This window comes from Teichococcus aerophilus (assembly GCF_014490485.1).
Taxonomy (GTDB): Bacteria; Pseudomonadota; Alphaproteobacteria; order Acetobacterales; family Acetobacteraceae; genus Pseudoroseomonas; species Pseudoroseomonas aerophila.
This window is the reverse complement of the sequence record NZ_JACTVA010000054.1, coordinates 1-14,362: the sequence shown is the minus strand read 5'-3', so window position 1 is coordinate 14,362 and position 14,362 is coordinate 1. Positions and strand designations below refer to the sequence as shown.

13 protein-coding genes are annotated in these 14,362 nt (G+C 69.3%); 6 read left to right on the top strand and 7 right to left on the bottom strand.

The window, feature by feature from the left end:
• Window positions 1-103 precede the first annotated feature (103 nt).
• On the top strand, window positions 104-742 hold the full coding sequence (locus IBL26_RS21325) for a DUF4412 domain-containing protein (protein ID WP_187786540.1): 639 nt from the start codon (window positions 104-106) through the stop codon (window positions 740-742).
• 588 nt (window positions 743-1,330) lie between these two features.
• Here the strand turns inward: IBL26_RS21325 and IBL26_RS21320 are convergent.
• Window positions 1,331-2,650 (bottom strand): PQQ-dependent sugar dehydrogenase, encoded by a 1,320-nt coding sequence (locus tag IBL26_RS21320; RefSeq protein WP_187786539.1) that lies wholly within the window; start codon window positions 2,648-2,650, stop codon window positions 1,331-1,333.
• Between the two features lie 168 nt (window positions 2,651-2,818).
• Entirely contained in the window at window positions 2,819-3,970 is a 1,152-nt protein-coding gene (locus IBL26_RS21315; RefSeq protein ID WP_187786538.1) for a DUF2235 domain-containing protein, read from the bottom strand.
• Window positions 3,971-4,111: 141 nt separating this feature from the next.
• Between IBL26_RS21315 and recF the strand changes: the two genes are divergently transcribed.
• The gene (recF, locus tag IBL26_RS21310) at window positions 4,112-5,278 is read left to right on the top strand and encodes a DNA replication/repair protein RecF (protein ID WP_187786537.1); all 1,167 of its coding nucleotides are present in this window, start codon (window positions 4,112-4,114) and stop codon (window positions 5,276-5,278) included.
• Window positions 5,279-5,333: 55 nt separating this feature from the next.
• Window positions 5,334-7,781, top strand: a complete 2,448-nt coding sequence (gyrB, locus tag IBL26_RS21305; protein WP_187786536.1) for a DNA topoisomerase (ATP-hydrolyzing) subunit B — start codon at window positions 5,334-5,336, stop codon at window positions 7,779-7,781.
• Window positions 7,782-8,127: 346 nt separating this feature from the next.
• On the opposite strand, the gene IBL26_RS21300 is transcribed toward gyrB, so the two are convergent.
• A complete protein-coding gene (locus IBL26_RS21300; protein ID WP_187786535.1) occupies window positions 8,128-8,667 on the bottom strand; it encodes a hypothetical protein in 540 nt (179 codons plus the stop codon).
• Between the two features lie 677 nt (window positions 8,668-9,344).
• On the opposite strand from IBL26_RS21300, the gene IBL26_RS21295 reads away from it, so the two are divergent.
• Window positions 9,345-9,713, top strand: a complete 369-nt coding sequence (locus tag IBL26_RS21295) for a DUF6481 family protein (RefSeq protein ID WP_187786534.1) — start codon at window positions 9,345-9,347, stop codon at window positions 9,711-9,713.
• A gap of 186 nt (window positions 9,714-9,899) precedes the next feature.
• On the opposite strand, the gene IBL26_RS21290 is transcribed toward IBL26_RS21295, so the two are convergent.
• Window positions 9,900-10,094, bottom strand: a complete 195-nt coding sequence (locus IBL26_RS21290) for a hypothetical protein (protein WP_187786533.1) — start codon at window positions 10,092-10,094, stop codon at window positions 9,900-9,902.
• 12 nt (window positions 10,095-10,106) lie between these two features.
• On the bottom strand, window positions 10,107-10,268 hold the full coding sequence (locus IBL26_RS21285) for a hypothetical protein (protein ID WP_187786532.1): 162 nt from the start codon (window positions 10,266-10,268) through the stop codon (window positions 10,107-10,109).
• A 395-nt stretch (window positions 10,269-10,663) separates the two neighbouring features.
• Here IBL26_RS21285 and IBL26_RS21280 point away from each other — a divergent pair, with 395 nt between their 5' ends.
• Together IBL26_RS21280 and hpxZ are read left to right on the top strand one after the other, a co-directional pair.
• Window positions 10,664-11,857, top strand: a complete 1,194-nt coding sequence (locus IBL26_RS21280; protein ID WP_187786531.1) for an amidase — start codon at window positions 10,664-10,666, stop codon at window positions 11,855-11,857.
• A 19-nt stretch (window positions 11,858-11,876) separates the two neighbouring features.
• Window positions 11,877-12,278 (top strand): oxalurate catabolism protein HpxZ, encoded by a 402-nt coding sequence (hpxZ, locus tag IBL26_RS21275; RefSeq protein ID WP_187786530.1) that lies wholly within the window; start codon window positions 11,877-11,879, stop codon window positions 12,276-12,278.
• Between the two features lie 451 nt (window positions 12,279-12,729).
• Here hpxZ and uraD read toward each other — a convergent pair whose 3' ends face one another.
• Window positions 12,730-13,485: a 2-oxo-4-hydroxy-4-carboxy-5-ureidoimidazoline decarboxylase gene (gene uraD / locus IBL26_RS21270; RefSeq protein ID WP_187786529.1), complete on the bottom strand. Its 756-nt coding sequence runs from the start codon at window positions 13,483-13,485 to the stop codon at window positions 12,730-12,732.
• Window positions 13,482-14,362: ATP-binding cassette domain-containing protein (locus IBL26_RS21265; protein WP_187786528.1), on the bottom strand; the 881-nt coding region annotated here is incomplete at its 5' end. The genes IBL26_RS21265 and uraD, both read right to left, overlap by 4 nt.

Sequence of the window (14,362 nt, the reverse complement as noted above, 5' to 3'; positions counted from 1 at the left end):
CACACGCCACCACCTACTCGACCGCGATCAGTCGGCTCGCCACGCTTGGTGCATGACCGCCAGGGCCATGGCCTTGCCGCGCCCACAACCGCATGAGGATCGGATGAAGCACACCATCGCCGCGCTGACGCTTTCGCTGCTGGCCGTGCCAGCGCTCGCCCAGGCGAAGGAGGCACCCACCAGCCTGACCCCCTCCACCGACGCCGCGGTGACCTATGCGGTGCAGGCTACGGGCCAGCCCTCGGGCACCATGATCATCGCCTGGAATGTCGGTGCCGGTAAGGTGCGGATCGATTCCGCCATGTTCCCCGGCTGGCTGCTGCTGGAACAGCGCGACCAGCGCGCCTTCATGGTGGTGGAGGAACAGCGCGCCTACATGCCCCTGCCCGCCGAAGCCGCCGCCAAGGCCGCGCCGCGCCTGCCGGCCGGCGTGCAACTGACGGAAGCCGGCACGGACACCGTGGCTAGCCAGCCCTGCACCATCTGGAAATTCGCCAGCCAGCAGGAAGGCGAGGGCACCGTCTGCGTCACCGATGGCAGCCTGATGCTGCGGCTGGAAGCCCGCACCCCGGCCGGCCAGCAAGTGCGCATCGAAGCGCAGACCGTCTCCACCAGCGCGCAGGACACCGCGCGCTTCACCCTGCCGGCGGGCTACCGCAACATGCAGCAGGCACAAGGCCAAGGTCAGCCACAAGGCCAAGGTCAGCCACAGGGCCAGGGTCAGCCGCGCCCGGCGCGCTAAGCGCTACCAACGGGCTGCCTGGCCCGGAGCGGGACGTTCCGCGCGGGCTGGAAGGCTGGAGGGAGAAGGAATTCTCCCTCCAGGCCACCCTCATCTTTTTTTGCGGTTTAGGGGATCAAGGGTTGGGCGGTTGGAGGCGTCCTGACGGGCCGTGTGCCTGATGGGTTCGGAGCAAGGCTCGCCTACTGAATTTTGCGCCATTCCTTGAAGCTTATGCTTGCCGCAGGCGAATTTCTTATGATCTTTCGCCCGCGCAATACGCAGCTGGTGGCAGAGATTTTGTTTATGGGCTTCGCCCGGCGGCGGGTGTGCGTCCACTCCAACGAGCCTGATATAAAATACCCTGCTTCCGCCTGGAATGGATGAGACACCCGTCAGGCGGGAGCCGCAGGCGGCAGAGTCGCCCTGGCCCGACCCTGCATCGCTCCTCACCGGAGGCTCGGGCGCGGAAAAGGCGCCCCCAGGTCTCAAGGCAGACCCGCTCACACCAAAGCCCCTGCCAAAAACTCGAGAAAACAAAAGAAGGGGCCCGGGGAATTCCTTCCCCGGCCTGGCCTTTACCCCTCCGTTCAAAGCAAAACGTCGCCCCTACCGCGCTGCATCCACCCGGAAGATGCGGTTGCCGACGTCGTCGGCCACCAGCAGGCCGTCGCGGTGGTCCAGCGCCACGCCCACGGGCCGGCCCTGGGCGTTGCCGTTGGTGTCAAGGAAGCCGCTCAGCACGTCCACGGGCGGGCCGTTGGGGCGGCCGTTGGCGAACGGGATGAAGACGACCTTGTAGCCGCTGGGCGGACGGCGGTTCCAGGAGCCGTGCTGGCCGATGAAGGCGCCGCTGGCGAAGGCCGGCGTCAGCCCTGGCGGCCTGGCGAAGGCCAGGCCGAGCGAGGCCGTATGTGGCCCCAGGGCGTAGTCCGGCACCAGGGCGCGGGCCACCAGGTCGGGCCGCGGCGGCTCCACCCGCGTATCCACGTGCTGGCCGAAATAGCTGTAGGGCCAACCGTAGAAGCCGCCGTCGCGGACGGAGGTCATGTAGTCCGGCACCAGGTCGCTGCCGATCTCGTCACGCTCGTTGACCGCGGTCCACAGGGCGCCGCTGACCGGTTCCCACCCCATGCCGTTGGGGTTGCGCAGGCCGGAGGCGAAGATGCGGTGGGCGCCGGTGGCGCGGTCCACTTCCCAGATGGCGGCGCGGCCGGCCTCGGCCTCCATGCCGCGTTCGCCGACATTGCTGTTGGAACCGACGGTGACGTAGAGCCGCGTGCCATCTAGGCTCGCGATGAGGTTCTTGGTCCAGTGATGGTTGATGGGGCCGCCGGGCAGCTCCACCAGCCGGGTGCCGGGGGCATCGATGCGCGTCTGGCCCGGCTGGTAGGGGAAGCGCAGCACCGCATCGGTATTGGCGACGTAGAGGTCGTTGCCGACCAGCGCCATGCCGAAGGGCGAGTTGAGGCCGGAGAGGAAGGTCTCGCGCGTTTCGGCTACGCCGTCGCCATCGGCGTCGCGCAGCAGGGTGATGCGGTTGGCGCTGGGCACGCCGGCGCCGGCGCGGCGCATCACCAGCCCCATCACCCATTTGCGGATGCCGCCGCCTTCGTCCTCCGGCTTCGGGGGCGCATTGCTCTCGGCCACCAGCACGTCGCCGTTCGGCAGCACATAGACCCAGCGGGGATGGTCCAGCCCTGCGGCGAAGACGGCGACGCGCAGGCCCGGGGCAGGGATGGGCAGGGCGCCTTCCGCCCAGCCGCGGGCGGGGGCGATGTTCACCGTGGGCAGCAGGGTGGGGTTGGGCGCCGGTAGCTGCGGGTTGGGGCCGGTGCCGGCCTCCACCGGCAGCGTGGCCGTCTCGCCACAGGCGGCCAGTGCCGCCAGCAGGACCAGGGGAAGGACAAGGCGAGGTACGACGCGCATGGCGAAGGCTTCCAGGAGCGGGAGAGGCCACGATAACGCGGCCCGCCGCGCCGGGGTGCGAATTTCGCGCCCGGCTGCGGAGCATGCTGCGTTCACGCACCATGCTCTATGCCTGTCTTGGGTCGCGTGATTCAGGCTTTCGGTGATGCCACCTCAGGCCATCACGCTCTACTGGCCCAGCGCCGCCCGCAGGTTCTTGGGGGCGTAGGTGATCGTCTCGCCCTTCTGGTCGGCGTCGTTGGCCAGCAGCAGCACCGTCTGGCCGTAGCGCGTGGCCGCGCTGGGATGCAGGCTTTCGTTCACCGGCTGCAGCTTGGCGCCCTTCTCGCTCATCGGCTGGTAGAGCCGTTCCAGCAGGCCGATATCGGGGACGCGACCCAGCATCTGGCGGATGGTCGGGGTCAGCCGGTCCTTGCGGGAGAGGTTGAGGCGGGATTCGTGGTGGGGTGCCAGCGGGTCGCACGCGTCGGGCTGGGGCAGCATCTCCTCGTCCAGGGCCAGGCCGGCCTGGATGGCCTCGTCCGCCATCCAGCGCAGCGGGGCGTTGGCCAGCCGGGACATGCCAGCCAGTTGCTGGTAGCCGCCACCGACATCGGAATGCGCGCCCGGGAACCAGACCTGCTGGATGTCGCAGCCCGCCGGGGCGGGGGCGGTCCACAGCGTTGGCTCGAATTCATCGCGGTGTTCGTCGATCGCCAGGGCATGGCGGCCGATGCGGACGACGCGGGAGGGCTTGGTATCGTGGAACTGGTAGTCGGAAGCAGTCAGCCGGTTGAGCATGGTGCCGGGAATGCCGAGCGCGCCGACCGTGTCCCACACGCCGAGGAAGGCGATGCTGATATCCGGGTGGTTGGGAGCCGTGCCGCCGATCCGGCTGGCGAAATCTTCCGGACTGCGGGTCCTGACCTTGCGGTAGTAGGACCAGGCATCGGCGATGGCATCCAGGCGCTGCCGCTTCAGCAGGCCGCAACTGCCGACGAAGCCCGCCAGGCTGCGGGCGGAGAAGGCGCCGCGCGAGAAGCCGAAGACGAAGATCTCATCCCCCGCATAGCCCGGCAGTGCCTCGGGCGGCAGGTAGTTCTGCGCCAGGAACATGTAGGCGGAGCGGATATTGTCGTCGATTCCCTCGCCAGTGGCGCCCTCGATCAGCTTCTGCAGGGCGATGCCGGTGGAACCGACGCCGCGCAGGTAGAGCGTGAGCTGCGGCACGTCGCCGCTGGTGGCGCGCACCGCGCGGGCCATGCGAGCGACGTTGGTGTCCGCCACGCCGCTATCGGCATTGTTCCAGGTGCCATCGAAGCAGACGACGAGTCGTTTCATGGCGCGGGCCTGCTTGATTCGTTATCGTTATGGAATAGCAGGCGGAATGGGCCGTCAACGGGAAAGGCGGCGGTACCCGGGCAAGCCTGGGCGGTGCCGGCGGGCGCGGCGCTATTTTCCCCGGGGGCGGAAATGCTCTAAATGGCGGGGGTGACCGCCCCCACGCTCCGCCTCACCCGCCTGATGCTGCAGGATTTCCGCAGCTACGCCACGCTGGACCAGGCGATCGCCGGCCGCATCGTCGTGGTGGCGGGGCCGAACGGCGTGGGCAAGACCAATCTGCTGGAAGCGATCAGCCTGCTGGGCCCCGGGCGCGGCCTGCGCGCCGCCAAGGGTGCCGAACTGGGGCGCCGGGAAGGCGAGGAGAGCCTGGGCTGGGCCGTCGCCGGGCATTTCGAGGGGCCGGAAGGCGCGGTGGTCATCGGCACAGGGGCCGAGGCGGGGCAGGACCGGCGCAGCTTCCGCCTGGATGGCGGGCCGGTGCGCAACCAGGCCGAGATCGCCCGGCATTCCGCCACGCTGTGGCTGACCCCGCAGATGGACCGGCTGTTCCAGGAGGCCGCTTCCGGCCGCCGGCGCTTCCTGGACCGGCTGGTCTGGGCGCTGGAGCCCACCCACGCGCGGGACGTGGCGGCGCATGACGCGGCGATGACCCAGCGCAACCGCCTGCTGGCCGAAGGGCGGCGCGATGCCGGCTGGCTGGCGGCGCTGGAGGATACGATGGCGCGCCACGCGGTGGCGGCGGTGGCGGCCCGCCGTTCCCTGGCCTCGCGGCTGAATGGGGTGCTGGAGGCCGGGGTGGCCGGCGCCTTCCCGGCGGCGCGGCTGGACCTGCTGTGCCCGATCGCCGCCGCGCTGGACGCGCAGCCGGCGTTGGCGGTGGAGGACGCTCTGCGCTACGGCCTGGCCACCGACCGCCCGCGCGATGCGGCCGCCGGTGGCGCACGCCAGGGCGCGCACCGTACCGACCTGCGCATGGTGCTGTTGCCAAAGGATATTCCAGCCGAGTTGTGCTCGACCGGGGAACAGAAGGCGCTGTTGGTGGCGGTGGTGCTGGCGCAGGCCGCGCTGGTGCGGGCGCGGCGCGGCTTCGCCCCGCTGCTGTTGCTGGACGAGGTGGCGGCGCATCTGGACCCCGGGCGGCGGGAGGCGCTGTTCGCCGCCCTGGCCGAGCTGCCGGCGCAATGTTTCCTGACCGGGACCGAGCTGCAGCCCTTCGCCCCCCTGCACGGGCTGGCGGAGGCTTTTACCGCAAGGCCTGGCGGGCTTATACAGGCTACCGATTTCCCCGTGCCGAACGCGGCATAACCGGCTATAAAATGTCGGTTTCCACCCTATCCAGACCCAGGAGTTTCCCGCAGGCATGAGTGAGCCCGTGAGCGCGCCGTCCCCTCAACAGGCGGACGCCTATGACAGCGCCTCCATCACCGTGTTGCGCGGTCTGGAAGCGGTCCGGAAGCGGCCCGGCATGTATATCGGCGATACCGATGACGGGTCCGGCCTGCACCACATGGCCTTCGAGATCATCGACAACGCCGTGGACGAGGCCCAGGCCGGCTTCGCCGACCGCTGCGACGTCGTGCTGAACCCCGATGGCAGCGTGACGGTGCGGGACAATGGCCGCGGCATCCCGACCGACCTGCATGCCGAGGAAGGCGTCTCCGCCGCCGAGGTGGTGCTGACGCGCCTGCATGCCGGCGGCAAGTTCAACCAGAATTCCTACAAGGTTTCCGGCGGCCTGCACGGTGTCGGCGCCGCGGTGGTGAACGCGCTGTCCGAATGGATGGACGTGCGCATCTGGCGCGACGGCAAGGAGCATTTCATCCGCTTCGAGCATGGCGACACCGTCAAGCCGCTGGTGGTCGTCGGGCCTTCCGACGAGCCCAATGGCACCGAAGTGACGTTCAAGCCGAGCAGCGGCACCTTCACCAAGACCGAGTACGAGTTCCCGATCCTGGAACGGCGCCTGCGCGAGTTGGCCTTCCTGAATTCCGGCCTCGCCATCAACCTGCGCGACGAGCGGGTGGTGACGGACGAGATCCCGGCCAAGGAAGTGAAGTTCCTGTTCCATGGCGGCCTCGTCGCCTTCGTGGAATGGCTGGACCGCAGCAAGGAACCGATCTTCAAGCCGCCGGTCAGCCTGGTGGCGAAGGACGACCAGGTCGGCATCAAGGTCGAGCTGGCGATGTGGTGGAACAACACGCCGCACGAGCAGGTGCTGTGCTTCACCAACAACATCCCGCAGCGGGATGGCGGCACGCACCAGGCCGGCTTCCGCCAGGCGCTGACGCGCATCGTCTCCAAATACGCCGAGGACATGGCGAAGAAGGAGAAGGTCGAGCTCTCCGGCGAGGATATGCGGGAAGGGCTGACGGCGGTGCTTTCCGTCAAGGTGCCCGATCCGAAATTCTCCAGCCAGACCAAGGACAAGCTGGTGTCCTCCGAAGTGCAGCCGGTGGTGCAGATGGCCGTCGCCGACGCGCTCTCCCACTGGTTCGAGACGCACCCGAAGGAAACCAGGCTGGTGCTGGACCAGGTCGTGCTGGCCGCTGCCGCCCGCAAGGCGGCGCAGCTGGCGCGGGAGAAGGTGGGGCGCAAGAACGCGCTCGACATCTCGACCCTGCCCGGCAAGCTGGCCGATTGCCAGGAGAAGGACCCCGCCCAATGCGAGATCTTCCTGGTCGAGGGTGACTCGGCCGGTGGTTCCGCCAAGCAGGGCCGCGACCGCCGCTTCCAGGCGATCCTGCCGCTGAAGGGCAAGATCCTGAACGTGGAGCGCGCGCGGCTGGACAAGATGCTGTCCTCCGCCGAGATCGGCACGCTGATCACCGCGCTCGGCACCGGCATCGGCACCGGGCCGGTGGATCGTGGCGGCTTCTCGGCCGACAAGCTGCGCTACCACCGCATCGTCATCATGACCGACGCGGACGTGGACGGTTCCCACATCCGCACGCTGCTGCTGACCTTCTTCTTCCGGCAGATGCCGGAATTGCTGGCGCGCGGCCACCTCTACATCGCGCAGCCGCCGCTCTACCGCGCCAAGCGCGGCAATGAGGAGCGGTACCTGAAGGACGACCGCGCGCTGGAGGATTTCCTGCTGGAGAAGGCGCTGCACAACGCGAAGATGAGCTTCGCCGATGGCCGCGTCATCGAAGGCGACGAGGTGAAGGAGAGCGTGGAAGGCCTGCGCCAGACTGCCGGCCGCCTGCGACGCCTGGCCACCGTCGTGCCTGCCGAGCTGCTGGAGCAGGCCGCCATCGCCGGTGCGCTGACGCTGGACCCGACCAAGGCCGATGCCGCGGCCCAGGTGCTGGCGCAGCGGCTGGATGCCATTTCCCTGCCCACCGAGCGCGGCTGGAAAGTCTCGGCCGGTTCCACCCTGACCATGGGCCGCACGGTGCGTGGCGTGGCGGAGCGCCATACGCTGGATGCCGCCGGCCTGCGCAACGGCGATGCCCGCTGGCTGGACGAGCGGCGGGACGTGCTGGCCACCGCCTGGTCCAGCCCCGCCACCCTGGCGCTGGAGAGCACCAGCAGTGAGGTCGCCGGCCCGCTGGCGGCCTTCGAGCGCGTGCTGGCGCAGGGCCGCAAGGGCCTGGCCATCCAGCGCTTCAAAGGCCTGGGTGAGATGAACCCCGACCAGTTGTGGAAGACCACGCTAGACCCGGCGGTGCGGACCCTGCTGCAGGTGCGGGTGGACGATATCGCGGATGCCGAGGAGGTGTTCTCCACCCTGATGGGTGACGTCGTTGAACCGCGCCGCGAGTTCATCGTCGGCAATGCGTTGAAGGTTGCCAACCTGGACGTGTGAGGGTGGCACCGCCGACGGGCGGGTGTGGATGAGACGCAGAAAGGGCCGGGGAAGACATTCCCCGGCCCTTTCTTTTGTGTCTACGCCTGGCCACCAAGGTGGAGCGCTTGATCCTCGCTGGATCTCAAGCGCCGCAGGCCATGCACCAAGCCATTCGCGCCAAGATCGAAGGGGCTTGCAAAGAGGTGGCCGCTGAGCTGGCCTGCCAAGGCTCGTGTCCATTGGATAAAGGATCGCGTTCCTTCTCGAGGCATTATCCGGCACCGACCCAATCGTTCAGCCCAACCCCAACTCGCAGAAAAAAGATGGGGTCTGGGGAATTCCTTCCCGGCCTTCCTCGCTCCCCTCAGCCCTTGGTCGACGGTGCCGGCTGGCGGGGCGGCGGGGCGGCGGGTGCCTGGCCTTCCTGGCCGGGGCGGGCGGCCGTAACCGGGCGGCCATTGCCGGTGAAGGTCATCACGGTTTCCTGGTTGCTGCGGTCCGTGGCGCGGCAGACGGCGCGGTGCCAGGTCTGGCCGTCGGTGGACATGCTGATCTGGCAGGTACCGGTCACCACCTTGGCGGCCGTGCGGCCGTCGATCGAGGTATGCATCCGCGTCAGGTTGAGGGTGTATTCCTCCGGCTTCGGCTGGCTGTCCCTGTCGGCCTCGAAGCCGATGGTGACGTCGCGGCCGGACTGGACGGAAAGCAGGATGCTGCCGTTGCTGTGATGCACATAGACCAGCCCGCTGGAGCAGGGGCGTGCGGCGCCCTGGACGGTCATCTGGCACTGGCCTGGGGCGCCGATGACCAGTCGGGGCGCCACCGGCTGCGGGGCCGGCTGGGCCTGGAGGCCGAGTGGGGCGAGGGCGAGGCAGGTGACGATGGCAGGCAGGGTGACGCGCATCCTGTTTCCTTTCTGGCCGCCCTAGCCTGCCGAGAGACCGTGGCGGCGTGGGGCCCTGGCGCAGGCCCGTGGAGGACCCGGCGGCCGGCGGGCCACTTGGGAAAACCGCGAAGGCCGTGGCGGCTGCATGCGGCACCTGCACAGCTGCGTGAGGCTGCGGCGGCAACGCCATGGCTGGCCGCCGATGGCGGGGCGGGCATGGAGCGAACGGTATTGTCGTGGTGCCGGGCGGAAAGGGAAGGGGGATGCGAGCCGGAACCGCACACCCTGCCCGTGTGCGAAAGCCGCCCGCGCGCCCCCCTTCAGGCGGCCGCGGAAGAAGGCCGGGTCCTGGGACCCGGCCTTCTGCTCGCTCCGCCCGGTTCCTCCCCTGCAGGAAACGGGCGGTATCTCATCGTTCGGTCAGGCTTCACGGTCGATCCGAGAGGAGTGCGGGAATCGGATCGCGGCTGGGACGGTGCGCCGGGTGGCCGTGCTGCGAGAGTTGCGACTAAGAATGATTCTTAGTTAAGGGACGCAATGGATCAGGTCAAGGACTTTCCCGCCGTTTGCCGGCGCGTGCCACGGGGCGAAACAACCGAGAGGCTGCCTGGCAGAAAGCTGGAGCCTGGCTTCGGTCTGCGCCACCGCGGGAACCAGTCCTATGAGTCCGGGCGCAAATTTGGTAAGGGAGGCGCATGACCCCCCAAAAGAATGATTCCGTCAATGACCGGCTGGCAGCAGCCGCCAAGGCCAAGGAGGCGATGCTAGAGCGTTTTCGTGCTCGTCCCGGGCCGAACGATCCGGAGATGCTGAAGCAGCAGGCGGAGCGCAAGGCCATCGCCGAGGCGCGCGATGCCCGCAATGCCGAGCGCCGCGTGGCGCGCGAGGCCGAGGCTGCCCGTCTGGCCGCCGAGAAGGCCGCCGCGGTCGAGGCCCGCAAGGTCCAGGCTGCTGAGGAAGCGGCCGCTGCCGCTGCTGCCGCCGAGCATGCCGCCGCCCTGCCTGCGTTGCAGAAGGCCGCGCGGGACGCCCGTTACGCGGCGCGGCAGGCCCGCCGCCGCTAAGCCCTGGCCCGCCCTGGGCACCGGTGGTGCCCGGCAGGCGGGGAGGCTGGATCCAGTCGGCTGCGACGTTCGCAGCCGGCACTTCCTACGGGAACCGGCTGCTGCCGTTCCCCTCTCAAGGGCCTTCATGGCCCTTGGGCGTGATGGGCTGGGCTATTCCGCCCGCATCACGCCGTCCGGCGCGTCCTAGCGACGTGCCTTGCCCTTCTCGATCTCACGCTCGACCGAACCGCGCTCGCTGTTGCCGGAGCGACGGATAATCTCACGCACGATGGCCGGGGATACGCGGTGCCGCTTGGCGAGGTAGAGGATCTCCGTCTCCAACTCGTCAGTATTGGCGGCCGCGCTTGCGCTGGCGGCGCTCACCTTGTTCTGTGTCACGGGGAAGTCCTGTCATGAGGCTTCGCTCTGGGCGATGCCGATTAAAAAATCTTCCTGGGCAAGCCAGAGAAGTTTGAGCGTAACAGCCCGGCGTGGTTCTTCACGCGCTGCAATAGCCAGTAAGAACGGGAAAGTTACAACCTTTATAATGGGGTGTGGCGGGCCGTTTTCCATCTTCCGCTCTTCTTTTGGACGCCTGGTGGGGCACTTCGGCCGTTGTTGCCTGGGAACGGCATGGCGGACCCGCGCCGGGCGCGGATTGAGAGGCGTGAAGGGCAAGGTCGCCGATTGGAATAGGTGGTCGGACCCGGTCCCGGCGCCTGATTTCCAGGTGGTAGAGCCTGGATGTCGGGCCTGGCGGCACGGTTCGGCCCTGCTGTTTGGAAGCCGCCTGTGCGGACGGCGATTCGGCCCCTGCCGCAGACCTGGGCCGCCACGCTAAGGCTGCACCGGCCATGGCCCGCGCAGCTTCGGTGCCCACCAACCTCCGGCTACCGGGCCGCAACCGCGCAGCCACTGCACGCGACGGCACTGGCGCCAGCCGGCCTGGGTCTTGCTAGGCTCGGCCCATGAAGAACACCACAGACGACGCCTTCCTCCCCGGACCGCGCTACCACCTGGCCGGTGCCACCACCGGGCCGCTCGCCGGGCTGACCTTCGCGGCGAAGGACCTGTTCGATGTCGCCGGTACGCCGACCGGCGCCGGCAACCCGGATTGGGAGCGCACCCACCCGGTGCCGCAGGCGCATGCCTGGGCGGTCAGCACCTTGCTGGAGGCTGGGGCAGAGCTCGTGGGCAAGACGGTGACCTGCGAGATCTCGCTCGGCATCCTCGGCTTCAATCAGTTCTACGGCACGCCCGCCAACCCCGCGGCGCCGGGCTGCCTGCCGGGCGGCTCCTCCAGCGGCTCGGCCTCCGCCGTCGCGGCAGGGGATTGCGACATCGCGCTGGGCACGGATACCGGCGGCTCGGTCCGGGTGCCGGCCAGCCTGTGCGGGCTGCACGGGCTGCGCACCACCCATGGGCGCATCCCCTTCGCCGGCGTCTGTGCCCAGGCGCCGAGCTTCGACACCGTGGGCTGGTTCACCCGCGATGCCGCGACCTTCTCCCGCGTGGCCGAGGTGATGTTGGGCGAGCCAATTCCCGCCCTGGCACCTGCGCCGCTGCTGGTGGCCGAAGATGCCTTCGCCCTGGCCGATGCCGAGGTGCGGGACGCGCTGGCCGCGCCGGTGGAACTGCTGGCCCGCGTGCTGGGCCACCCGCCACGCACCATGACGCTGGCGGAGCCGGGCGAACTGGCGGTGTGGAGCGCGCAGCGCAACATCCTGCAGCGGCACGAAGGCTGGCGCACCTTCCGCGACTGGATCGACGCCGCCAATCCCTGCTTCGCCTTCAACGTGGCGCGCAACCTGACCATCGCCTCCGGCTTCACCGATGCGCAGGCGGCGGAAGCGGCCAGCCTGCGCCAGCGCGTGCTGGCCCGGGCGCGGGACCTGCTGGAAGGCGGCGCCATCCTCTGCCTGCCGACCACGCCCTTCACAGCGCCGCCGCTGGGCTTGCCGTTGCATGAGCTGGACGCGCTGTCCGAGCGGATCAGCCAACTCACGTCCTTCGCCGGCTTCGCGGGCCTGCCGCAGCTCAGCCTGCCGCTGGGCCTGGCGGGGGGCAAGCCGTGCGGCCTGTCCATCCTTGCCTGGCACGGCCAGGATGCGAAGCTGGTGGCCATTGCCGAGGCGCTGGAACGCGCCCGCATCTCCGGCTGACATCTGAGGAACCGCACCGATGCCTGACGTGACCGAGATCAACAACCCCGAGGCGGTGGCCGAACTGCGCGCCGCCTTCGAGCGCTACGACCGCGGGCTGGAGGAGAACGACGTCCAGGTGCTGGACGACAGCTTCTGGGACGACACGCGCACCCTGCGCTACGGCGTGGCCGAGAACCTGTACGGCCACGCGCAGATCGCCGCCTTCCGCGCCGCCCGCACCCCGGCCGAACACAAGCAGCGCGCGCGCCGGTTGGAGAACACCATCATCACCACCTTCGGCCGCGACTTCGGCGTGGCCAACACCGAATACGTCCTGCTGGCCAGTGGCCGGCGCGGTCGGCAGAGCCAGAGCTGGGTGCGCTTTCCGGACGGTTGGAAGGTCGTGGCGGCGCATGTGAGCCTGATGGCGGAGGGCTGAGGCCTTTTCGTTGACGGTTGGGCTCGAGGGGGTGCTGCCTCTTCGACCTCGCCCGGCAGGGGATACGATCCCGGGTGAGGCCTGAGGGCGCGGTCGCGGGATGGGGAACCAGGGCGTGTCCTGGGATTGTGCGGGGCAGAAGGTCAGGGGAATGAATTCCCCTGAACCCCCTTCTTTCTTCTGTCTATGTTCGGACACGCCGTGGGCTCGGTCGCGCTTCGACCATGAGTGACAGTACCATTGCATCGACGTGTAGCGCCCGCCCGCCACGGGCGCTCGGAAACATAGATTGCGCAAACGTGCAGGTTTGTACGGGAATTTCTCTCCCTGACCTTGCTGTTAGAACGCCAAACTTGAGAACCCGCCTTGCCTTTCGTTCTGGCCTGAACAAAAGGGTTCCCAAAGGCCTCAGGCCTTTGGCGGGGAGAGTTTGAGAGGGGCAGCGCCCCTCTCAATCATCGCTTCCAGACAGCGAAACCAGATTCTCGCCCTCCGACGCTTCAGGCCAAATGTCGTATTCGCGCTCCCCGAGCGTCAGCCGGTAATGCCCCAACCGCAACGGCGCTTCCTGCCAGAGCGACACCGGGCCATGGCTGCCCGGCGCCAGCGCGCGCCGCGCGATCACCTGACCTTCCCGCGCCAGCAGCAGCACGGAACCATTGGGCGAGGGGCGCGCCAATTCCGCGACGATGCTGCCGGGAGAAGGCGCCTCGCCCAGCCGGGCCAGCAGGCGATAGCGGGTGACATGCCCGACCTCCGCCAGCGCGGCCTGCAACTCGGCGGCCGGGTCGGCCGCGAGGCGCCGATGCAGTTCCCGCAGCACGTTCGCCGCCGTGTGGCGGCGCAGGGCGATGACGAAGGGGAAGCCGAAGCGCTGGTGGTACCGGGCGTTCAGCGCCGCCAGCGCCCCGCTGCCGATCAGCGCGCCCAGCTTCAGGTCGCCCTGCTCGTGGCGGGAGGATGCGGTGAGGCTCTCCGGCAGGGGGCCCGCCACCAGCGGCTCGTGGCCGTTCAGGAAGGCGCGGCAGGCGGGCTCGCCCGCATCGCGCAGCGCCCGCATCAGGGCGGCGTGCAGGGACGCCGCATTGGCGAAGGGCCGGGCGGCGGCGGCGGCGGTGGCGACCCAGGGGGCGCGCTCGAAGATGCCGTCCAGCGCCGTTGCGAAATCCCCGGCGCTGGCGGCGTTCAGCGTAGCGAGGCTGGTCACGGCGGTTCCGGCGCGGCGGCCAGCAATTCGCGCGTGTAGTCGTGGCGAGGGCGTTCCATCACCTCGGCGGTCGGCCCTTCCTCGACGATTCGGCCGGCGCGCATGACGATGACCCGGTCGCAGAGCAGCCGCACCACGTGCAGGTCGTGGCTGACGAAGAGGTAGCTCATCCCCAGCCGCGCCTTCAGGTCCTGCAGCAGATTCAGCACCACCGCCTGCACGGAGACGTCCAGCGCCGCCGTCGGCTCGTCCAGCACTACCAGGTCCGGGTTCAGCGCGATGGCGCGGGCGATGCCGACGCGCGCCTTCTGCCCGCCGGAGAGCTGGTGCGGCAACCGGCCCAGCAATTCCACCGGCAGCCCGACCAGCCCGGCCAACTCCTCGCACCGCGCCCGCAGCCCGGCCCGCGCGGCGCGGCCGCCGAGGCGCAGGATGGGGTCCGCGATGGCGCGTTCCGCCGTGTAGCGCGGGTTCAGGCTGTCGGTCGGGTCCTGGAACACCATCTGGATGCGGGCGCGCAGCGGCGAGCGGGTGAAGGCGCGCGGCGGGATGTCGCCGATCTCCTGCCCATCGAAGCGGATGCTGCCCTCGGTCTTGTCGATCAGCCGCATCAGCATGGTGGAGGTGGTGGACTTGCCGCAGCCGGATTCGCCCACCAGCCCGACGCTCTCGCCCCGCCGGATGGCGAAGGAGATGCCGTCCACCGCGCGCACCGGCGGCGCGGCCGCGCCACGCTTCCACCAGCCGGCGGCCAGCGGGCGGGGATAGGCCTTGACCAGCCCCGTCACCTCCAGCAACGGGGGGGCGTCCGGCGGCGGCGGGCGCACCGGTTCGCCGGCCGGCGCGCCCTCCGGCAGCAGGTCCCGCAGCCCGGCGC